This is a genomic window from Pseudomonas sp., assembly GCF_030698175.1.
Classification (GTDB): domain Bacteria; phylum Pseudomonadota; class Gammaproteobacteria; order Pseudomonadales; family Pseudomonadaceae; genus Aquipseudomonas.
The window spans coordinates 169,533-191,121 of the sequence record NZ_JAUYNT010000005.1 but is presented as its reverse complement, the minus strand read 5'-3'; the positions used below and the strand labels follow the sequence as shown (position 1 = coordinate 191,121).

The following is a 21,589-nucleotide window of genomic DNA, read 5'->3' as shown; positions in this document are numbered from 1 at the left end:
CTGGTCGAGTTTCAGTTCAGAACTTTCTTGGTGACTTCCAGCAACTTGGGAGGGTCGAAAGGCTTCACCAGCCAGCCCGTGGCCCCGGCTTCACGGCCTTGCAATTTCATGCTGTCGGCGGCTTCGGTGGTTAGCATTAAAATCGGCACGGTGCGGTAGTTGGGCAAGCCGCGCAGGCTTTTGATCAGGGTTAAACCGTCCATGTTGGGCATATTTTGGTCGGTAAATACCAACTGATAACTCTTGCGCTGCGCTTTGCCTAAGCCGTCGCGACCATCCACGGCTTCGTCCACCTCATAACCGGCAGAGCGCAAGGTGAAGCCGAGCATTTGGCGGATTGAAGCCGAGTCGTCAACAATCAGAATGGATTTGCTCATCCGTTAAATGCCTCCATTAAAATTTATAAAAACCGCTCTGCCGCTTTAGTTCCCGGTATCGAGTCCCAGCAAAGCAGTGCCGTGACCCGATTGCCACGACCATGGATTTCGACGCGACTACTCAAGCGACGAACCAACTGCAGGCCACGACCGTGATAAAGGCTGGGTGCTGCAGTCGAGTTTTTTAGACCGGGCCAGTCAAATCCAGGGCCGCTGTCGGTCACGCCGATACTCAGCTGATTGCCCTGTGGCGAGCCAACCTGGCAAATATCCAGCTGAATCTGCCCGCTGGTGAGCGCCTCTAAACGTTCAATGCGGGCCAGCACATAACGCTCAAAACCTTCGGGGCCATCTTTCAGCCCAGAACCTAAGCCGAGCAGGCCGTGATCCACCGCGTTAGTAATCAGCTCGCGCAGAATCAGGCTAAACGGGCCTTGGCGCTGCGGATCAAGCCCGAGGGTGTTGCAGAACTCCGTCAACAACGGCTCCAGATCAAGTCGGCGCAGCTGCTCGGCCTGCAGACACAGGTTGAACTCCCAGCTCTGTACCTGCCCGCTTGTGGTTGCCGCCGGTGCTGGCTCTAACTGAGTGCCCGCGCTGACTGCCGGGGCCCGGCAGTCAAGCAATAAGCAGGACAAGTCGTCATGCGCAATGGCGCCCTGCAGGTGTTTAAGTACTGCGGCTTGCACCCGCTCAAGACAGTCCGCAACCGCACCCGCCGCCACGCATTGCTGTAACTGGGCAAACCCAAAGGGCTCTGCGGTCGGGTTCTCAGCCTCAATCAAACCATCCGAAAACAGTAACAAGTGGCTGCACTCGGCCACCTGCACGGTCTCGGTCTCGCAGATAAACTCATGGCTCGGCAAGATGCCTAACGGCAGGTTGTGCGAGCGAAAACTGCGCAGCACCTGGCCTTGCGAATCGATTAGCAAGGCCGGCGGCAACCCACCGTTCCACACCTCAATGCTCGACTCGTAGGGGTTATACCGCGCCATGGTGGCGGCAACAAAACGATCGGATGGGCTGTAACTGCGGTGTTGGTGATTTAGCTCACGAGCGATGGTGTCGAGCTGAAAGCCCTTGGCCGCCATGGCATAGAACGCCTGCGAGAGCGGGATCAGCGTCAGCGCCGCTGGCAAACCATGGCCGGTGGCATCGGCCAACATCACATAGACATCACCGTTGCGTGAGGTGCAGGCCAGCAGCAAGTCACCGGAAACCTCGGCGGCCGGTTGCAGCAGGTATTTAATGTGCTGACTGTCGAGCATCTCGCGGTGCAGCAAACGCTCCATCAAAAAACTGCAGATCCGCCGCTCTTCGGCCTCAAGGCTGGCGTAGTGCTGCAACTGCTGATGCTGTCCGGCGATTTGCTGCTGCATGCGCGCAATGCGCCAGAACGAGTTGAGCTTGGCTTCGAGGATCTGAAAATTAATCGGTTTGGCGATAAAGTCATCGCAACCCGCGTTCAGTGCCAGTACCTGCTCATCAATCGCCGTGCCGCCCGATAGCATGATGATCGGCAGCCAGCCACGGGCTTGCTGCATTTCGCGCAACGCCCGCGTGGTGTCGAGCCCGTCTAAACCGGGCATTTGCCGGTCGACCAAGACCAAGTCAAAAGCCTGCTCGGCGTAACGCAGCAAGGCCTGCTCACCACTAAGCACATGCACCACCGCATGCCCAAGACGCTGAACATAGGCAGCGATGAGCATGCCGATCAGTGGATCGTCATCGATGGCGAGAATGCTCAGTGGCCGCATGCTAGGGAGCTATCGAATGGTGAAGATTTTATGGAAATTGGCAATTTCCAGCACATCCTTGACCGTGCCTTGCACGTTGGCCAACTCGACTTTGACGCCCTGGGGCGCCGCGTTATCGCGCAACAACAGCAAAATACCCAAAGCGGCCGAGTCGATGTATTGCACCTGCTGTAAATCCACCCGTACGCACTGCACACCGTCTTGCGCCAAGGCGCTTTCATAGTCAGTGCGAAAATGACGAAAACTATTGAAATCAAAGCGGCCCTGCGGCCGTAACGTCACCAAACTGTCGGCGCTCATGGCAGCCCTCCCTAGAAAAGATCAATACCGCCGGCATTCATGCTGGTCTGTGACACCGGAGCGGACTGCAGCTGTTTGAACTGTAGTCGCTCCTCATCTAAGCGTTGCAATTGCTTAGCCGCCGACACGCGTGAATGCCCTTGCAGACGCGGTGAAAAAGCCTGCAGGCCTTGGCTGCCGGTATGCATCTGAACTCAGCAACTGACTGCTGAGGTCTTGAAACTGCAAGGCGGTGAGCGCCCGATTAATGCCATCGCCGATCACGCTGAAGATACCGTCCAACTGGGCAATTATCTGCAGGGGGCGCATGCTCATGAGCTGCAAGTCGCCGAGCATCTCGTTGACCTGCTTACGTGGCCCCAGGGCAAAACCACAACCAGACTCGCCGGCTCGCGCAGCCTCAATGGCGGCGTTCAGGGCGAGTAAATTGGTCTGTTTAGCGATGGCATTCATGTCCGTGGTGGGCTTGAGAATGTCACCGATTTTGGCGCTGATGCAGTCCATGCGCTCAACCAACTGCATGGAGGTGTGACTGGTTTCGACGGTGGAGTCGACGAACAAGCCCAGCGTGGTCTGAGTGGTGCTCACAAAGGCTTGCAAACCGCTACCACTACCATGGTTTTCAATCAGTTCCTGGGCAAGTTCATGCTGCTCGTTAACACTGCACGCCAGTTGGTTGAAACTGGCATTGAGATCAACAATGGCGGCGCTGAGCACGCCATTAATCTGCTTAACCACCGCACTGATCAGCACGCCGCACAACTGGCTCAGCCACACGGACTGAAACAGCCCCCACAGTCCGATGCTCAACAACCAAGGCAAGCCTTGCGCCAAGAGTAAATGCGGCCACGATAGCGGCTTTGCCAAGGCGGGCTGCGCAGAACCATTCATTCGGCACTTCCGTTTTGTGTTTACATTCCACCAGCAACTTAACCCTAGAGGCTCTTCGGACTCTGTCAATCAAAGCCATCTCCGTCCTTGGCTGGCCGCCGCGGCAGATCGCCCTCCCTTGCCGCGGCGAGCGGCAAACAAACAGCCCCGCTTTATCAACCAAAGCTATGCTTGGTTTAGCCCGCCCCCATGATCGCGGCCTCTTGGGCAATTGATCCGCACAGCAATAAATTTAACTCTGCGCGCACTTATCACCCCCTGGCTGCACCCACGCGCGGCGTCAACAGGACCGGCGGCCGATTGATTAGCCGCACCGCCCACTTGCAGCCACGGCATTTACCGCCTTTGCTTAAACCGCCCTGCGTCACCTTTGCTCAAGAGCCTGCCATGACCTCACTCAGCCGTATCTTGCATGTTGAAGACGACCGCTCGATCCAGGCCGTAGCCAAGGTTGCACTGGAGGCGGTCGGCGGCTTTCAAGTGCTGAGCTGCGCCAGCGGCCAAGAGGCACTGGATCAAGTGCTGGCCTTTGACCCGCAATTTATCCTGCTCGATGTCATGATGCCCGACATGGATGGCCCGCAAACCCTGCTGCAACTGCGCGAGTTGGTGGATATACAACGAGTACCAGTGGCCTTTATGACCGCCAAAGTACAACCGGCGGAAATTGAGCATTACCTGAGTCTGGGTGCCCGTGACGTGATCACCAAACCCTTTGACCCTATGCAACTGGCCAATCAGGTGCGGGAAATCTGGACGCGCAGCCAGAACGACACGCCAACAAAAACCTGCTGAGATTTTCGCGAGTACACCCACCCAGGCGGACGGGGGCTTATCTATTGCCGCTGAAATGAAACTTTCCCAAGCTGCGCTAACCTCACAGTGCAGCGCAAAACCTATCAGGGCGCGGCCGACATGGTCTCAAACCCGCAAGCAGTCGGCCCAACGCACAGCAGAGCATCGCCTATGACGACCAGTGACGACGAACTGCAACAACTGCTGCTGACGCTTAGTACGCAGTTTCGTGAACGTTTGGAGAAAGAGTTACCGGAGTTGCACACTCTTGCGCAACAACTGTTAACCAGTAACGACTCGGCGGTGCAACAACTGATACTGCGGGACATCCGCGAGCAACTGCACAAGCTTGCCGGTGCTGCGGGCACCTTTGGCTATGCCGAGCTAGGCATACAAGCGCGGGCGTTAGAGCTCAGCAGTGTGGCACTGCTCAACGCCAGTACGGTGGCGCAATTACAGGCCCACGCACAGGCGCTGCAACTGTTTAGCCAACAAGACTGCGTAGCGCAAATCAGTGACAGCAGCGAACCCAGTACAGCGCCGTACCTCAACAGCAGCGACAGTAAAGTAAATCGACGCATCTACATTCTTGAGCCCGACCAGCAACTGGGCGAAAGCCTGCAATCGACATTGCAAAACTTTGGCTACGCCACCGAGCACGTGCGCACCAGCGTTGCGCTCCGGGCGGCGGTTAACCGGCAACTGCCCGATGTCTTGATCATCGACAGCCATCTCGACGAAGAAAACCCCGACGGTCTGGCATTTGCTCACGAGCTTGCCGCGCAACTGCCGCTACCGCTGCCGTTATTGGTCATATCCCAGCAACATGACTTCGATACCCGCCTGCGCGCGGTGCGGGTTGGGGTCGCCGGCTTTTTCACTAAACCGCTCAACTTCAGCGCACTGGAAAGCCGTCTGGACAGCATTTTTGTCCAGCAACGCGGCAAACCCTACCGCGTTCTGATCATTGATGACGATCTGGAGTTATCCAAGCGCTACCGCCTGGTGCTCGACAACGCCGGCATGCAGGTCGAGACGCTCAGCCAGCCGCAGAACATCGATGAGGTAATGCACCGTTTCAACCCTGAAGTGGTCTTACTGGATGTGCATATGCCACTTTGTTCGGGGCCTGAACTGGCGCAAATTATCCGTTTTAACGATGCTTGGCTGCGGGTACCAATCATTTACCTTTCTGCCGAAACCGACATCAGCAATCAAATCAAAGCGCTGCTCAAGGCCGGCGATGACTTTATCAGCAAACCGATTTCTGACCACGCCTTGGTCGCCAGCATCTTGGCCCGAGCCCAGCGCGCGCGCCTGCTCAGCAATGCGCTGTCGCGTGACAGCCTGACCGGCTTGCTTAAACATGCCGATATCAAAGAACAGGTCGCGGTAGAAGTTGAACGTAGCGCGCGTAATGGCGGTTCTGCCTGCGTGGTCATGCTTGATCTGGACAACTTCAAGCAGGTCAACGACCGTTATGGCCATGCCATCGGCGACAACGTTATTCGCGCCCTCTCCAACCTGTTGCGCCAACGCTTGCGCCGGATAGACAGCATTGGCCGCTACGGCGGCGAAGAGTTCACCGTGGTGCTGCCCGACTGCAACCTTGAGCAAGCCAAAAACATTCTCGATGAAATTCGCCAACGCTTTGCCGAGCTGCCATTTATGGCCCATGACAGCAGCTTTCACGTGACGTTCAGCGCCGGCATTGCGCAAGGCAACAGCCAGTCCAACGCCAATCAACTCATCGAACTGGCCGATCAGGCCATGTATGCCGCCAAAGCGGCCGGCCGTAATCAAGTGCTTTGCAGCACGTCGGCCTGCTAAAGCACAACGCCGCACAGGTTGGCCTGCACGGCGTTGTTCGTAGCGCCTGAGCTGTTACCGGCTAGCGCTGGCGGTGGGGCTCAGCACCAGTTGCATGGCCATCTCATCAAGATCGGCAATATTGCGGGCGATATAAAAATCCGCGCCGCCCTTGGCGCGGAAATTTTCGCCGGCCAGCAATTGCGGGCGCACAAACCTGTAGCTACTGCGTACCCGGTTAAGCTCTACCGCCTGCGCAGCGTTTTGCGTAAGCAATAGCTCAAATCGCTCAGCAATGGCCTTATCTAATTGATCGCGCTGCACCTGGGTTAACGCAATAGGTGCGCCTGCCGGCAAGGGATAGTGGCGAACCTGATAGTCGAGTAGCAACTGCGCCATATCTAGGCTTTGCTGATGCAATGTAGCGACCGGCAATGGCGCTTGCTGAAGCGCTTGCTGATACTGCTCGGCCCCCCAAGCGTCCAACCGCTGCTGCAGTTGCAGCAGACTGAGAATATGCGCCGGATAATCCTGGGCTTTGCTCCGTGGTGTGGCGTCCAGTGCTTTGAACTCAGCCTTCATCAGGGTTTCAATTTCAACCAGTTGCGGCGGTAAACCCAGTTGCGCAACGCGAGTATCAAGCTGAGTCAAATTACCGAAGCTGCCGGTTAGCGCCCGTGGATCTTGAGTTTTTTCAGTGGGATTGAAATACAACATCGAGCTTGCGCAAAGCAAGTAGCTGTTAGTGCGCACGTCATGCAGGTATTGCAGGTTGAGCTGATCAGCCTTGGCCTGCGTACAAATCAATAACACGCCCAACAAAAAGCCTACTCGCATAGCCAATTGCTCCTGTGTATTTTTATTATTAGTTGGCAAATAAATGCCCGTGCGCAGGATAGGTCAGTCGCCGGCCGGAGCCTGCATTCGGCTGACCAGAGGCGCCGCTTGGGTGCGGCGCCACGGTTACAACTCAGCATCAGCATGAATAGCGCTGCGCGCCACCCATGCTGAGCCGTCAAACAAGGCCGACTCTTAAGCCTTCTGTTCGGTGTTAGCCGACGCGACCCCACTCCACTTATCGCTCAGCAAAAAGTGTGACAAGGCCGGGATCAGCACCAGCGCGCCGATCATGTTCCAGATGAACATAAAGGTCAGCAAGATGCCCATGTCGGCCTGGAACTTGATCGGCGACCAAGCCCAGGTGATAACGCCAGCGGCCAAGGTAACACCAACCAATGCCACCACTTTGCCGGTAAATGCCACCGCGCCCTTGTAAGACTCCGCCAGCGTCATCCCCGAGCGCTGGTACTGCAGCTGAATGCTCAGCAAGTACAGCGCGTAGTCGACGCCGATACCAACACCCAACGCGATCACCGGCAAGGTAGCGACCTTGACGCCAATCCCGAGCATCACCATCAGCGCCTCACAGAGGATCGAGGTCAACATCAGCGGCAGCACTGCCACCAACATTGCCCGCCAGCTGCGGAAGGTGATCAGACAGAAGATGCACACGGCGATATAGACGTACAGCAGCATGGTGCGGTTAGCGTTATGCACCACCTTGTTAGTGGCCGCCTCGATGCCTGCGTTGCCAGCCGCCAGCAAGAACTGCCGGTCTTTGCTGCTGTGCTCCAGGGCAAAATCTTCCGCAACCTTAGAGACGCTTTCCAGGGTTTCCGCCTTGTGATCCTTCAGGAAGGCAATCACCGGCATCAACGAGCAATCGACGTTAAACAACTCGGGGCTGTTGACCGAGGCCTGCTGCGCCGAGTAATTCAGCACATTTTGGTTATGCGCAATGCTGAAGAATTTAGGGTTGCCTTCGTAGGTACCCGCGGTGATTTGCCGTACCGCGTTCACCAAAGATACCGTGGCCTGCACGCCCGGCTGCTGTTGCAGCAACCAGGCTAAACGGTCGGCTTCAACCAAGGTTTGGTGGTTCAAGCAACCTTCTGGCGGGGTTTTGACCATCACCACAAACACATCGCTCGACATCGAGTAGTGCGAGGTGATGTAGGCGTTGTCACGGTTGTAACGCGAGTCTGCGCGCAGCTCAGGAGCACCAGCATCCAGATCACCGATCTTCAGGTGCAGGCTGACGGCATAACCACCCATCGCCAAAATCATCGAGATAACGATGGCGACAGTCGCCCAGCGTCGCTCGGTGAAGTGATCCAGCAGATTCCAGATCACCCCCAAGCCCTTGCCGCTGGCTTCGGTGTTCTCTTCTTTAAGGGTGCGCGCGGCGGCCGTTGGGCTTACCCCAACGTAAGACAAGGCCACCGGCATCAGCATCAGCGAGGTGAAAATCAATACGGCCACACCAATACTGGCGGTAATCGCCAGGTCTTGGATCACCGGAATATCGATCACCAGCAACACCGCAAAACCGACGGCATCCGCCAGCAAGGCCGTCACGCCCGCCAGAAACAGGCGGCGGAAGGTATAGCGGGCGGCAATCAGCTTATGCGTGCCGCGACCGACGTCTTGCATGATGCCGTTCATTTTTTGCGCCGCGTGTGACACGCCGATAGCAAAAATCAAAAACGGTACCAGCACCGAATACGGATCCAGCGGATAACCCAGCAAACCAAGAATACCGAGCTGCCAAACCACCGCCATCAACGAGCAGAACACCACCAAGAAGGTGCTGCGCCAGCAGCGGGTGTAGGCATAAATGATCGCCACCGCGATCACCAAGGCGGCGGCGAAAAACATCATCACCTGCAGCAAACCATCGACCAGATCGCCCACCAGCTTGGCAAAGCCGATGATATGAATCTTGATCTTGCCCGTGCCTTCTTTGCCGGCTAAGCGGGCTTTGGTGTCACCGTTAAACTCGTATTTGTCGCGCAACTGGTCTTCAAGAAAATGCGCAAACTCGTAGTAGTTGATGCCTTTGCCGGTGGCGGAGTCTTTATCCAGTAGCGGCACCACCAGCATGCTCGACTTACCATCGGTGGAGACCATGCTGCCGGCGATACCGGCCTTGCCGATATTTTGCCGCAGTTTCTCCATGTCCTCCGGGGTGCCTTTGAAGCTCGACGGCATCACTTGCCCGCCGGTAAAGCCTTCCTCGGTCACTTCGGTCCAGCGCACACCCGGCGTCCACAAGGACTTGAGCCAGGCCCGATCGACACCAGGGGTTAGAAACAACTCATCGTTTATTTCTTTCAGTGTATTTAAGTAGCCAGCATCAAAAATGCTGCCTTCGGTGTTTTCCACCACGATCCGCACGGTGTTGCCCATGCCGCGCAACGACTTGCGGTTCTCCATGAAGTTCTGGATGTAGGGGTGACTCTGAGGAATCATCTTCTCAAAGCTCGGGCTGAGGGTCAGCCGAGTCACTGCCATGTAGCCCAAGAACAGCGTAACAATGATGAAACTGACGATGAACAACAGACGATTGTTAAAAATCAACCGCTCCAATCTGTTACCGGAGCGCGCGTCGAAGTCTTTCAAATCGCGGATCACCGGCATCGCGTCTTGCTTGATGCTCGCCATGGCTTGGGATGCCCCTAATTAATTCTTGTTATGACTGTTTTTAACGCGAAGCTGAAACCGGAAACTGACGCACACCACGATTGCCGACAACCACCAACTGGTTATCTGTCGTTACTGTCGCCCCGGCTACAGGCGCCAGTGGTTCTTGCTCGCGCAATACAAAACTTTGGCCATCATCGGTACTGACCAGTACATGGCCCGCCTGACTCAGCAAATACATATTGCCGGCGCCATCGACGCTGGCGGCAGCGATACTGACCGGCAATCCGGTTTCAATTTTGCTCCAGCTCACGCCGGCATCGGTGCTGCGATAAACATTGCCGCGCAGACCATAAACCAACACCAGACCAGGCTTACCAGTCACGCCAAAAAAAGTCCCGGCATAGCTGGTGGGCACCGCGACGAAACGCTGGCTGGCTGGCTCAAATTTCAGCACCAAGCCTTGCTCGCCAACGATGTAAAGCTCATCGCCGATTTTATTGATGGCGTTAAGGTGAAAGCCCTGCGGGTTTTCGCTCTGCTCAAGGATTGGCGCCCATGTTTGGCCGCCATCTTCGGTGCGAAAAATCAGATTAAAGGTGCCGACGATATAACCCACTTTGTCGCTCTCGAACCAAACATCCAAAAAGGAGCTGTCCTCCCCCTCGTCTTGCAGGCGCTTGGCGTCATCGGCCAAAGTCAGCAGTTGCTGATTGTCCGGTTGCGTAGCCGAGAGTTTGCTGTAGTGATCAAGCATCACCTTGCCCACTTGGCGACCATCCAGCTGCTTGGTCCAGGTCGCACCGGCATCACCACTGTGCAACACCACACCCGAATGGCCAACCGCCCAGCCATCGGTGCTGGTAGGAAAATAAACAGCCAACAGGTCAGCACTTAGCGGCACGCTAGCCTGCTGCCACGTTTGGCCAAGATCATCAGAATAAACAATATGACCACGCTGACCGACCGCAATCAGACGCTTGCCAACCTGGGTTACATCCACTAACTGGTTGCGAATCGCCAGCTCACTTTGCATCGCTGGGGTATTGAGAATCTCGGCATATTCACTGGCAAAGCCGCTACCTTGTTGCAGCAACAGCGCCAGGCTCAAGGCCGACAGCACAATCCGCTTGGAGAATTCCATAATGCTTGCTCACAAGAAAAGTCGCCGGATTGCATGCACGCATGCGATCCGGCGACTGAGTGACGAACGACTGATCAATGATCAGCGAATACCAGCACCGGCTAGCGATTCCGCCGACCACTGAGCCTTGCTCAGCTTGTCGATGTACTTCACGCCACCGTGGGGACCGTACACACCCGTCATGTTGTAAGTACCGCCGACCAAGTCATAGATCATGTGGGTAGTGGCGTTCGAAGCCTGTACATCCCAGCTTGGCGTGAGGAACGCAAACGAGCCCCGGAACAGCTGATCACGCGCATCGTATGCATCCGACGCCACAGCTACCCAGCTGTCCTCGTCCACATAGAAGGTACGCTTGTGGTAGATGTGCCGCGCGTCTGGCTTCAGAGTTGCCTCGACCACCCAAACACGATGCTGCTCCCAACGGACCATATCCGGCTCGATGTAGTTCGGCACAATGTACTTGGCGGTTTCCGGCTCATAGGTCAACTTGTAAGAGTTGTACGGAATGTACATCTCTTTTTTGCCGACCAGTTTCCAGTCAAAGCGATCCATCGCACCGCTGAACACGAAGGTGTCATCGTAGGTGCTGGCGCCCACCGAACCTGGGTTCGGGGTATCACAGCAGATATCTGGAGCCAGTTTCACCCGGCGCTGACCCGGCAGATATTGCCAAGCACGACGCGGCTGCTTAAGTGGGTTGACCGAGTCTTGCACCAGCAAGGCTTCGCCGGCACGACGAGCCGGACCCGAGTAGTAGAGTTTAATGCGATAGAAAATCTCATCCTCAGAGGCCGGCACGTTGATCCGCTCTGGATCGCTCAGCGGATACTCAACAAAGCCTAAACCTGTGGTTGCTAGGGTCGCGGCACCGGCGGCGTCAACGTTCCAGGAGTCATACTTGGTGCTCAGGGTGTTGCCCTGATAACGCAGCAAGTGGTTCCACATCACCTCGGTGCCAGTGGCCGGAATTGGAAATGGCACACCCGGCAGGGCGTTTTCCATGGCCATGCCGCCTTCGGTACTTTTAGTGCCCGTGGCGTTTTTAACCGTGTTGTCCTGGTAAGCCTTAGGAATGGTTACCGAACGATGAGTCGGATAAACATCCACGCGGTAGCCAGGAAAACGCGCCAACAGCTCTTGAGTGGTTTTGGTGAGCATGTCTTTATGCTCAGCCATGTTTTTGCCAGTAATTACCACACGCGGGGTTTCGCTGGCGAACGGATCGGGGCGCACCGAATCGCCGGGCTTGTAGCCAGGCGGCGAGGTATTGGTTGGCAAACCGCCGGTAAATTCAGGAATAGTACCGGCGGCGTTACCGGCTTTTTCTGCACCAATCAGGGTCAGACTGGCACCGAGCTTGGCGGCTTCTTCTGCCGAAACTGCTGCTTGGGCAGCCCCCGTAATGGTCATCGCCAAAGCGCTGGCCAACAAACTGTGTACGAACTTCATATTATTATTCTCCTGCTTATTTCATAAGCAATGCTTGGATCAGAACGTAGTCTTGAAGGTGGCAGTGATCATGCCGCGGTCTTTCAACAGCGAGTTGGTACCGGCGTTTGAGGTGATTTGACCTAGGCCTGCACCCGCAACACGATTGGATGTACCGCAACGATAATCACCTGAAGCTCCAGGGCTGGCGCCATCAAACTCACTTTCACAGGTTTCGGACTTACCGAAGAAGTCAACGTACTTCAGATCGAAGCGGTATTGGTTGTAGAAGTCGGCAGCAAAGCCAATGGAGTAAGTACCGGTACCCACATCACCACCGGCAGCCACTGCCGAGTGGCCGCTGATGCCTTGGCTAAATGCCAGCGGCATGGACAGATCGACACTCGGGAATACCTGATACCAGGTAGGTGTAAAGGTGGTCTGGAAACCCCAGTAGTTAGGGGTAACTTTATCAATCCCACGGTACAAGGAATCACCCTTGTAGAGGTTTGAGTTTTTGTCATCCACCGACACCACGTGATCGTAAGACAGCTCCATCCCCAAGGACGCAGCATCCCAAATCGGCGAATCGGCAAAGGTCACTAAGCCATTTAAGACCGAATGGATGGTATCGCCACGCGCACCGGGAATATCGCCAGTACTGGTCGGCAGCGCCTCTATATAACCAAATGAGCCGGGAGCGACATAGCCAGAACTACCAACAGCGATAGATTTATCTCTAACCTGCGCCAAAATGCTTTGCAGCGGCATATTTTCGCGGTAGTTCAGGTCCCAACCCACGCTGACCGGACCGATATTCTTCGACAGACTCAAGCCATACAAATGAATATCGTCGGCGTAAAACTGGTTGTAAGTGCCAATAAGACCGCTGCGTCGGTTTGCCAGCAAGTTTGGAATTGAGGCGTCGGCAGAGGCGGCGACAAACGGTAATACGTCTGAAGTTTCACGGTAAAAGGCGCTCAGGGTGCCATCCAACCAAGCCGGGCTCCACTTGGCCATCAAACCATAGTCACCACTATCTGATGGCTCATAGGTCTTACCATTCTGCAGCCAAAAATACGGATTATCGTTTGGATTTTGGGCGATGAGGCCCAAGAACGTTCCAGTCCCAGACAGCGGATTCACACCTACGATGGCTCCTAACCCATTGCCATATTGCACAACGTCGTTAAAGCCCAAGTAGGTACCCGACTCCGGCAGGCGCGAGCCTTGCCAACCCATGAAGTACTGCGCGCCAACGATCAATTCTTCGTCGATCATCAGAGTACCGTAGAGTTGTTTACGCGGAATAAACAACTCTTTAGCTTCAGTTCCCGGAACCGCCGCGCCCTTAGCTAAGTCCAGGCCACCCTGGCCGAAACTATTGCCGTGTACTGGGTTGTAGAGGGTTTCACCCCAGTAGTTGGTGGTCTTACCGGCTTTACCATTGAGCAGCATGCCGTTGTCAAACTCGGTGCCAGCGAACACAAAGGCATCGAGAATTTCGCCAGACGGGCCGTTGTAGTAACGGTCAGCAAAGCCGCTGATCGTGCCCGAGTCCGGCCGACCATTATTGCCAACCTGATTGGTTGCCGGGTTATAGCTGCCGACATTTTCGTAAGCGTGGTCATACCAGCTGCCTGCGCTGACACGAAAGCCTTTATTGCCCTGATAAACCACATCGAGTTCAGTCAGCAAATCGACGCGCTGAGAAACTGGCGAGCCGGAAGAAAAATTGCGGTCGCCGTCGTTGACGTTCCAAGAATTGGCGAGCTTAGAGTTGGCTGCCTCCACGCGCTGGGCGTAGTTCAAGCGCACGGTGTTGTCAAAGCGAATGGCCAGATCCGGGTTACCGGTATCCACTTCAAAGGCCTGTACTGGCATATTCCACACGGCCGCAAGAACCGCTGTAGCCAGCACTCCCCGCCGCAGGTTGTACATTTTTTTATTGTTATTCATGGCTCTTACTCACCCTTTCTTATTGTGGTTAACAAACACCATTCACTCGCCAGCAGTGCAATAGTAGATTGCTCCTGGTTTTTTACCTGATGCATTGCAGAATTGAAACAGATACCGCTCGACCCAGTGACGAACTCTGTTGTAGAGCGGTTCGTGCCCCTTCCACTTGACGTGATTTGGCCTCCCCACGCAGCTGCCAAACCATCTCAACCAGCTGTGCTACACCCGTAGCGCCCGGTGCATGTCCGCGCCCCAAAAGACCGCCCGAAGGACAGACACTTACCCGCCGACCCTGGCTGTTAAGCCCCTCACGCACGAAGCCGTTAATCTGCTCTTCGGCGCACAAACCAAGGGCTGCACTGGTAATCATGTGATCACCGACACTCTGGTCATGCAGCTCGACCAAATCCAATTCTTCCGCCCCCACCCCGGCCGCTTCATAAGCCTGCTGGGCGAGCCGGCGGGTTACTGCCCGCCCCAGTACATCCAGCACGTTAATACCTTCTAATTCAGCCGCCGTATCACTGCCGCGCACACTGGCCAGCACTGCTACTTCTGCACGTAAACCATAGCGCCGAGCAAACTCATCGGTGCATAACAACAACGCTGCCGCCCCGCTCGCAGGACGACACAGGTAGGGGGGCAACCAACCTGTACCGTCTTCTGCCGCCGGCATCAGCGCAAACGGATTAAGCCCCGCCTGCTGCCGTGTACGGTTAGCAACCCGGGCAAAACTGTCCTCATCAATCGCCATTCGCGTCAGCAGCCAATGGGTTTGCGCCGCATACAAGGCCGCCGGAAACTGCCGACACTGCAGGGCTGCCAGTGGCTCATCGCTGCCAAGCAGCGCATCCCACTCTGGCGGCGGCACTTCGCCCAAGGCAAAAAACTGGTTGCTGGTAATCCCCGCCGGCATGGCGTCAAACCCCACCACCAATGCACATTCCGCCTCACCCGCCAGCAGCGCCTGGCGCGCCTGCTGAAACGCCGCAGTACCAGCCGCACAGCCATCGCGCGAACTGAACAGGGGAATCCCACCCAGGCCAACCGTTGCCAGCACGCTATCGCCCAGCCCCACCCCGCCATACACATAGGCGCTGTAGGCCTGATCGATCAGATCCACATCCACTCGCGCATCATCCAGCGCCGCACGAATCGCTGTTTGCGCCAAGCTGGCTGCGCTGGCCAGACCGCCCAGGGGCGCAAACGGAGTCATGCCAACCCCTGCGACCAGCACCTTACGAGCCATACCCTGTGCTCCTGGACGACTGCGCAGCCGAGTCAGCTGCAATTAGTGGCGAATACGCCAACAACAAAAAAGGCTTTTTGCCGAGCTATTACGCGCACGCAGTCAGCCCTGAACATGGGTTGCAGACTAGGCGTCGAGAGGGGCTATCGGAACCCCCTTCGTTGGGGGGGGAATCGCAGGGGGGTTAACCCTGGAGCGAGACAAAAGGCGCAATCAATCTGCGGCGTGCAGAATCCCTAACATCTAACATGCCGATCAATCCGCAGCGTGCAGAATCCCTAACATCTAACATGCCGGTCAATCCGCGGCGTGCAGAATCCCTAACATATAGGCGCGATCGACCACATGCTTACGGGTACCGGCTTGGAACTTGCCGAAGAGGTTTTTCAGGTGCCATTTCACCGTCTCCTCGCCAACGCTCAGGGCCTGGGCTATCTGTTTGTTGGACAGATTACGCGCCAGCAATTGCAGCACTTCGCGCTCCTTGGGCGTCAGCAGGCGACTGGCCGCCACCTGCGCATGGCCCTGCTCATTGCGTGCCGCAGGAGCCGCCGGCAAGGTCAAGGAGACGGCCAGAGCGGCCTGTCCTTCCTCGGCCCGCAGCGCCCTGATCCACTCGGCAATCTCTGGATGAATGTCTTCCAAAGAGCGGCGCATGCCGTAGTCTTCCGCCAGACCAACGGCCTCGCGCAGCATGTCGAGCCCGTTGTCACCGGCGTTGCGCAGCGCCAACGCCTTGAGCAATTTAATCTGCACGCTCTCGCGGCCGCGGCGCAAACGCTCGGCGAGCAGCGCCGCCGGCTCCACAGCCGACAGCATGCCCGGCCAGTCGCGCCGCGCCAGACAGACATAGACCTTGGCCAGCAACACATGCACCGCCAACTCCGGCCCGAGCAAACCGCGCTGCTCACGCACCGAGTCCGGCACCAAGGCATCCAAGCGCCGCCACAACGCCAAACAGGTATCCCCATGGCCGCGCAGGCTGTGCATGCGGATCTGCTCGAACAGCGAGGCGATCACAAAGCGCGGGGTGTGGCGTATTTCGCCTAGAGCAAAGAGCGCATCCAGCAGTTCATAGGCGCGCTGCAACTGCCCCTGCAACACCGCCAGGCGCGCCAGGGTGACGTAGCCCAACGCAATCGATTCTGGCGCCGCGCCGCGATCAATGGCGTCCAGCCGATTGGCCAGCACGCTATGGGCTTCCTGCACCTCATCGCACTCCAGCAGTACCGCCGCCAAGCCCGCCGCAATAGACACCGCCACCGCGCTGCGCCGACCGATATCCTGCTCGGCCCGCTCCAGGCTGGCACGCAGTGCTTTTTGCGCCGGCAACATGCGCCCCTCCCAGAGGTAGGAGCCGCCAAAGCACCACTGATTGAAACCGCGAATCGCATCCAGGCCGTAGGAGCACTCATAGCTCGGCGCATGCTGGCAAAGATGGCGCGCCTTCTCCGGCTGCCCACTGAACAGACTGAAGCGCGCCCGATGGCCCGCGACTATCGACTGCAAGCGCGCCGAGCCGAAGGCTGGCTGGTCCAGCCAGGGGGCGATGATGCGGTAGGCCTCATCGGGCCGGTCGGCAAACATCGCCGCCGCCGCGGCAATCGCATCCGCCTCACAGCGTTTGCTCGGCTCGGCCTGCGGATCATTTTGAATATGCGCAATCAGGCCCGCCGCCTCGGCATGCCGCGCACTGATCGACAACGCCCAGGCGGCCGCCAGACGCAGCCCAGGACGCGCGCCGACTTCCAGGGTCGGCAGAATTTCGATCCACTCCAGCACCCGGCCAAACTGACCGCGCAGCATGATGTCGTAGAGGCAGTGCTCGACCAACTGATGCGCCTGCTCGGCACTGCCCGCCATCAGTGCTTGGCGGGCAGCCTCCTCAAACAAGCCATGCTCCGCCAGCCAGCCGGCGGCTTTTTGGTGCAACTGCTGGCGTTCCGCGAGCGGCAGGCGGACAAAATGCCCACGTAAAAACTCCAGCGCCAAGGGATGAATGCGCAGCCAGTCGGAGTCCAGACCCTCGACAAAAATCGGCGTCAGCAGACACAACTGCTGCAGCCATTCGCCCGCCGCCGGGTTATCCACCAAGACCGCACACAACTGCGGATGCAGCATGTCGAGCAGGGCTATGCGGATCAAAAAATCCACCTGCTCGCGCGGCAAACGGGCGATCAGACTATCGACAAAATACTGCTGAATATTCCCCGGACAGGTTGAGAGTGACTGCACCGCAGCGGCCAGATCGGTGCTTTTTTCCAAGGCCGCGAGCGCCAGTTGCAAGCCCAGCGGCCAGCCCTCGGTAATTTCATGCAGGCGCATATTCAGGTCGGCATCGACCCGTCCAGCAAAGCGCGCGCTCAATAAGCCCAAGGTTTCCTCGGGTTGAAAACGCAGCTCATCAACACCCAGCTGGGCATATTGCGCATGGGCCAGCAAGTCGCCAACCGGCAAACTCAGGCGCCCGCGCGAGGCCATCACCACCCGCAAATTAGCCGGGGCGTTATGCAGCAAATAGGTCAGGGAATGGCGAACAGTCTGCTCCGGCAAGCAATGCACATCGTCGAGGATCAGCACTATTTCACTGCCCAGATCGACCACATCGGCCAGCCAACCGGTCAATGCTTCCAGCTCATCACTGGTGTGGCCGAGTAGGCGCTCGACCGATTGGGCAAACGCCGGGCGGCCGCTGCCCACGGCCATGGCAGCGGCCAGGCCCTGGACAAAACGCATGCCGTTATCCCGAGCATCCAGGGTCAACCACGCCACTATGGCGCCGCGCGACAGACTCTCGCGGCGCCATTGCGCCAACAGCAGGGTTTTGCCGAAACCGGCCGGGGCTTGCACCGCAACGGCCATCTTGTCGAGCAATTGCGGACTAGTAAAACTTAAACGTGGACGCACCAAAGCAGACTTCTGCCCTCTCGGCGGCGTGACCTTGAGCACCAGCTCAGGCTCTATACGCTCTACGCTCAATCTGCCTCACATACATGCCGAAAAATACGCCGGGGACGCCCAAGACTGCACGGTGTCGCTCGAACCGTCAGCGTGCTGGATGGGTTTTTTGTTCGACAAAGGTACCGCAGCGGACACAGTTTCGAAAGACGGCTCACAAGCCGAACAACAATTAACACCCAGCCAAAGTTTGGCCGACCGCCGCTCAATTGACGGCAAAACCCTTATGGCTGCACGCCCCAAGCGCCTCAGCAGAGGCCCTTGTCGAGCGCCAACCAAACCGCCGCATCAGCCACGAGAATGTCGTGACCGCGACTCTCGATATGGATTGAACACCGGGCTTTTTTTGCCCGCGCAGCGCGGTAAAGAACGCCCCAACCAAAAGGGCCAGTCTCTCGACTGGCCCTTGGGTTTAGCTAAACAGGCAGCATGCCCGCGATTGGCTTAACGCCCAAGCACGCACTCAGGCATTCTGCGCGCCGCTGGCATTGCGCACCGCCTGCTCACGTTTGAGGCCGATCACTTGCGGCAAGAGCGAGCCGGCCAGCATGCCTAAGGTGCTCATCAGTAAACCGACCAACTGTGGCGGCCAGAAGTCCGTCTCTTGGTAGCTGTATTCCAGACTCAACCATGACAACAAACCAAAGCCTATCGCCAGCAGCGCGCCTTGGGTGGTAGCGCGCGACCAGAACAAACCGGCAATCAACGGCACCGACGCAGCCACCAGGGTCACCTTGTAAGCACTGCCGACCATCTCGTAGATGCTGGCATTGGAATACAGGGCAAAGGTCAGGGTAATAATGGCGCAAGCGGTGATAGTCACCCGCATGGCCAACAGGAACTCACGGTCATTCATGTTCGGCCGGAAGCGTTTGAGCACGTTCTCGGTAAAGGTCACGGACGGCGCCATCAAGGTGCCGGACGCAGTGGACATAATCGCCGACAACAACGCACCGAAGAACAACACCTGGGCAAACACCGGGGTGCGCTCAAGGATCAGCTGCGGCAGGATCATCTGCGCATCACTTTCTAGAAACTGACTAACCATGGCCGGGTCGATCATCGAGGCGGCGTAGGTGAGAAAGATCGGCAGCATGCAAAAGGCCAGGTAAAAAATCCCGCCGGCAATGGTGGCGCGCGCCGCAATTGTTTCGGTCTTGGCCGACATCACCCGAGCGTACACATCCTGCTGCGGGATAGAGCCGAGCATCATGGTCACCGCCGCACCAATAAAGGCGACGACCTCTTTGGCCGTGAAGCTGTGAATAAAGGTGAACTTACCCTCGCTGGCCGCTTGGCTAATGACCTTCTGCGGGCCGCCGGCCATGTCACCAATCAACCAGGTCAGATAACCCAGGCCGACCACAATAATGGTCATCTGGAAGGTATCGGTCAGTGCCACCGACCACATGCCGCCGAACAGGGTGTAGATCAGCACAATCGCGGTGCCGATAAACATGCCCTGGGTGGTGCTGATGGCGCCATCGGACAGCACATTGAACACCACCCCAAGGGCGGTCAGCTGCGCGGCGATCCAACCCAGATAGGAGGCCATAATCACCAGACTGGTAATCAGCTCGACGTTCGGTCCGAAGCGTTTGCGGAAGAAATCGCCGAGGGTCAGCAGGTTCATTCGATAGAGTTTACGGGCGAAGAAAATCCCCACCAGCATCAGGCAGCCGAAGGAGCCGAACGGGTCCTCGACGATGCCGGCGAAACCTTCCTGAATGAAGGTCGCCGGAATGCCCAACACGGCTTCCGAGCCAAACCAGGTGGCAAACACCATCGCCATCACAATCGGGAACGACATGCTGCGCCCGCCGGCAGCAAAGTCTTTGGAGTTGTGTACGCGCGTCGACGCGTAAAGACCAATACCCACCGTAATCAGCAGATAACCGACAACAAACCAGATCAGCATGTGTTTGATTCCAGAAGCTCGAGCCTGTCGGATTGCGCCTGCGCCAGTAAGGCCGCGAGGCAGAGCAATACAACAGGCGAAATTGTTGTTTTTAGTTACGAAGGGCTGGCTGGCGGATACAGGGACAAGGCAAATCCCCCTAACGCATACGCCACTTGCCGGACACTACGGGGGCGCAGTCTGCCTAAGCCGTAAAATATGTCAAACAAATACCGTGTTTTGAGCGGATAAAAATTACAGACGGTCATTGTTTGCACCACACGCAAACGCTAACCACATGATTTAAGACGGCTAATAAAATGCTCACGCCCATGGGTAGTAGTTTATTTTTGACAGGTATTCAGCGCCCACTTCCAAGGTGAGCCTCGGCCCGGCGACCAACGAGCCGTGCCGGCGCTATTGTTCGGCGCTACAATCGCCGCCTTTTTATCGACCCTCGCACTAGGTTATTTTTATGTCCGCTCGACAGGCTCTACCCAACACCCTCAAAGCCTGGGCCCGCGAAGCCCTGAACGCGCTCGAAGAAGCCGAAGCCATCCGCGCCGACAGCCCCGGTATCGAAGAGCAAGACCTGTTCAAAATGGCCCCGGCGATTGCCGCCTACTTTCGTGGCATCGACGACGAAGACCAGACCGAAAAAATGTTCCAGCACGCCTGCGGCACGGTGGTGATGATTCACGAGCAGATCCCCGAATACCGCGACCTGTACAAGCGCTGCTTTATCCACTGCTACCTCGACGCGATGATCATGATCAAAGTGCTGAAACTCAGCCGCGCCGAGCAGGTCATCGACTTTCTCGAAGCCAAGGGCAAAGTCGAGTCGTGGCAGCCATAAGCCACAGCCGTAACACCAACCTGCACTGTGCGGGCACCTGTCACCGTTAAGCCGAGCCCGCCCATGAGCACCAGCAGCAGCAACAACAGCACCAGCCACGCCATCGCCCACACCCGCGCCTGGGTGGACCGCGCCGTCATCGGCCTGAACCTCTGCCCGTTCGCCAAGGCGGTGCAGGTCAAAGGCCAGGTCCGCTACGTCTTGTGCGAGGCCAAAGACACCGCCGAACTCCTCAGCGCGCTGTGCGACGAGTTGGACTATTTGGCCAAGGCCGAGCCGACCAAAACCGACACCACGCTGCTGATTCACCCAGGCGTGCTGAATGACTTTCTCGACTTCAATGATTTTCTCGAAGTGGCCGACGCGGCGGTCGCAGAGCTGGGCCTGGAGGGCGTTTTGCAAGTCGCCAGCTTTCACCCGCAGTTCCAGTTCGCCGACACCGCAGTGGATGATCTCAGCAACGCCACCAACCGCTCGCCCTACCCAACCCTACACCTGATTCGCGAAGCCAGCATCGACCGCGCCGTGGCTGCCTTCCCGGAGGCCGAGGAGATTTTCGAAGCCAATATCGAAAAACTCGAAAGCCTCGGCGCCGAGGGCTGGGCCGCGTTGCAAGCCCAGTGCCGGCGCGATGCGCAAAACGGCCAATAACCGCGCAACCACACCCCACCGAGTAGGATGTG

General features: G+C 57.3%; 15 protein-coding genes and 1 pseudogene. 4 read left to right on the top strand and 12 right to left on the bottom strand.

Features of this window, described 5'->3' with window-relative positions; all coding sequences use genetic code 11:
• Positions 1–11: 11 nt before the first annotated feature.
• The 4 genes and pseudogenes from Q8R10_RS02780 to Q8R10_RS20795 form a co-directional block, all read right to left on the bottom strand.
• Positions 12–377 (bottom strand): response regulator, encoded by a 366-nt coding sequence (locus Q8R10_RS02780; RefSeq protein ID WP_305650796.1) that lies wholly within the window; start codon positions 375–377, stop codon positions 12–14.
• 23 nt (positions 378–400) lie between these two features.
• Positions 401–2,134, bottom strand: coding sequence for a fused response regulator/phosphatase (locus Q8R10_RS02775; protein WP_305650794.1), 1,734 nt, complete (start codon positions 2,132–2,134; stop codon positions 401–403).
• 9 nt (positions 2,135–2,143) lie between these two features.
• The gene (locus Q8R10_RS02770) at positions 2,144–2,434 is read right to left on the bottom strand and encodes an STAS domain-containing protein (protein WP_305650792.1); all 291 of its coding nucleotides are present in this window, start codon (positions 2,432–2,434) and stop codon (positions 2,144–2,146) included.
• A 360-nt stretch (positions 2,435–2,794) separates the two neighbouring features.
• Positions 2,795–2,956: pseudogene (locus tag Q8R10_RS20795) on the bottom strand (methyl-accepting chemotaxis protein); the annotation flags it as partial.
• Between the two features lie 756 nt (positions 2,957–3,712).
• Here Q8R10_RS20795 and Q8R10_RS02760 point away from each other — a divergent pair.
• Both Q8R10_RS02760 and Q8R10_RS02755 read left to right on the top strand, forming a co-directional pair.
• The gene (locus tag Q8R10_RS02760; protein ID WP_305650789.1) at positions 3,713–4,120 is read left to right on the top strand and encodes a response regulator; all 408 of its coding nucleotides are present in this window, start codon (positions 3,713–3,715) and stop codon (positions 4,118–4,120) included.
• Positions 4,121–4,291: 171 nt separating this feature from the next.
• Positions 4,292–5,950 (top strand): diguanylate cyclase, encoded by a 1,659-nt coding sequence (locus Q8R10_RS02755; protein ID WP_305650787.1) that lies wholly within the window; start codon positions 4,292–4,294, stop codon positions 5,948–5,950.
• Between the two features lie 54 nt (positions 5,951–6,004).
• On the opposite strand, the gene Q8R10_RS02750 is transcribed toward Q8R10_RS02755, so the two are convergent.
• From Q8R10_RS02750 to Q8R10_RS02715, 8 genes are all read right to left on the bottom strand, one after another.
• The gene (locus tag Q8R10_RS02750) at positions 6,005–6,766 is read right to left on the bottom strand and encodes a hypothetical protein (protein WP_305650785.1); all 762 of its coding nucleotides are present in this window, start codon (positions 6,764–6,766) and stop codon (positions 6,005–6,007) included.
• A 195-nt stretch (positions 6,767–6,961) separates the two neighbouring features.
• Positions 6,962–9,433 (bottom strand): RND family transporter, encoded by a 2,472-nt coding sequence (locus tag Q8R10_RS02745; protein ID WP_305650783.1) that lies wholly within the window; start codon positions 9,431–9,433, stop codon positions 6,962–6,964.
• 40 nt (positions 9,434–9,473) lie between these two features.
• Positions 9,474–10,556 (bottom strand): YCF48-related protein, encoded by a 1,083-nt coding sequence (locus tag Q8R10_RS02740; RefSeq protein WP_305650781.1) that lies wholly within the window; start codon positions 10,554–10,556, stop codon positions 9,474–9,476.
• A gap of 81 nt (positions 10,557–10,637) precedes the next feature.
• Positions 10,638–12,008: a DUF1329 domain-containing protein gene (locus Q8R10_RS02735; protein WP_305650779.1), complete on the bottom strand. Its 1,371-nt coding sequence runs from the start codon at positions 12,006–12,008 to the stop codon at positions 10,638–10,640.
• A gap of 39 nt (positions 12,009–12,047) precedes the next feature.
• Positions 12,048–13,946: a DUF1302 domain-containing protein gene (locus Q8R10_RS02730; protein WP_305650777.1), complete on the bottom strand. Its 1,899-nt coding sequence runs from the start codon at positions 13,944–13,946 to the stop codon at positions 12,048–12,050.
• A gap of 82 nt (positions 13,947–14,028) precedes the next feature.
• Positions 14,029–15,195 (bottom strand): acetyl-CoA acetyltransferase, encoded by a 1,167-nt coding sequence (locus Q8R10_RS02725; protein WP_305650775.1) that lies wholly within the window; start codon positions 15,193–15,195, stop codon positions 14,029–14,031.
• A gap of 297 nt (positions 15,196–15,492) precedes the next feature.
• Positions 15,493–18,174: a LuxR C-terminal-related transcriptional regulator gene (locus tag Q8R10_RS02720; protein WP_305650774.1), complete on the bottom strand. Its 2,682-nt coding sequence runs from the start codon at positions 18,172–18,174 to the stop codon at positions 15,493–15,495.
• Between the two features lie 442 nt (positions 18,175–18,616).
• Positions 18,617–20,071, bottom strand: a complete 1,455-nt coding sequence (locus Q8R10_RS02715; protein ID WP_305650773.1) for a sodium:solute symporter family protein — start codon at positions 20,069–20,071, stop codon at positions 18,617–18,619.
• 454 nt (positions 20,072–20,525) lie between these two features.
• On the opposite strand from Q8R10_RS02715, the gene Q8R10_RS02710 reads away from it, so the two are divergent.
• Positions 20,526–20,906, top strand: coding sequence for a hypothetical protein (locus tag Q8R10_RS02710; protein WP_305650772.1), 381 nt, complete (start codon positions 20,526–20,528; stop codon positions 20,904–20,906).
• 63 nt (positions 20,907–20,969) lie between these two features.
• Positions 20,970–21,557 (top strand): DUF1415 domain-containing protein, encoded by a 588-nt coding sequence (locus tag Q8R10_RS02705; protein WP_305650770.1) that lies wholly within the window; start codon positions 20,970–20,972, stop codon positions 21,555–21,557.
• The last annotated feature ends 32 nt before the right edge of the window (positions 21,558–21,589 follow it).

Bases quoted from the DNA above. Each gene is read 5' to 3' on its own strand.
- Q8R10_RS02780 (WP_305650796.1), bottom strand. From the start codon at position 377: ATGAGCAAATCCATTCTGATTGTTGACGACTCGGCTTCAATCCGCCAA.
- Q8R10_RS02775 (WP_305650794.1), bottom strand. From the start codon at position 2,134: ATGCGGCCACTGAGCATTCTCGCCATCGATGACGATCCACTGATCGGC.
- Q8R10_RS02770 (WP_305650792.1), bottom strand. From the start codon at position 2,434: ATGAGCGCCGACAGTTTGGTGACGTTACGGCCGCAGGGCCGCTTTGAT.
- Q8R10_RS02760 (WP_305650789.1), top strand. From the start codon at position 3,713: ATGACCTCACTCAGCCGTATCTTGCATGTTGAAGACGACCGCTCGATC.
- Q8R10_RS02755 (WP_305650787.1), top strand. From the start codon at position 4,292: ATGACGACCAGTGACGACGAACTGCAACAACTGCTGCTGACGCTTAGT.
- Q8R10_RS02750 (WP_305650785.1), bottom strand. From the start codon at position 6,766: ATGCGAGTAGGCTTTTTGTTGGGCGTGTTATTGATTTGTACGCAGGCC.
- Q8R10_RS02745 (WP_305650783.1), bottom strand. From the start codon at position 9,433: ATGGCGAGCATCAAGCAAGACGCGATGCCGGTGATCCGCGATTTGAAA.
- Q8R10_RS02740 (WP_305650781.1), bottom strand. From the start codon at position 10,556: ATGGAATTCTCCAAGCGGATTGTGCTGTCGGCCTTGAGCCTGGCGCTG.
- Q8R10_RS02735 (WP_305650779.1), bottom strand. From the start codon at position 12,008: ATGAAGTTCGTACACAGTTTGTTGGCCAGCGCTTTGGCGATGACCATT.
- Q8R10_RS02730 (WP_305650777.1), bottom strand. From the start codon at position 13,946: ATGAATAACAATAAAAAAATGTACAACCTGCGGCGGGGAGTGCTGGCT.
- Q8R10_RS02725 (WP_305650775.1), bottom strand. From the start codon at position 15,195: ATGGCTCGTAAGGTGCTGGTCGCAGGGGTTGGCATGACTCCGTTTGCG.
- Q8R10_RS02715 (WP_305650773.1), bottom strand. From the start codon at position 20,071: ATGCTGATCTGGTTTGTTGTCGGTTATCTGCTGATTACGGTGGGTATT.
- Q8R10_RS02710 (WP_305650772.1), top strand. From the start codon at position 20,526: ATGTCCGCTCGACAGGCTCTACCCAACACCCTCAAAGCCTGGGCCCGC.
- Q8R10_RS02705 (WP_305650770.1), top strand. From the start codon at position 20,970: ATGAGCACCAGCAGCAGCAACAACAGCACCAGCCACGCCATCGCCCAC.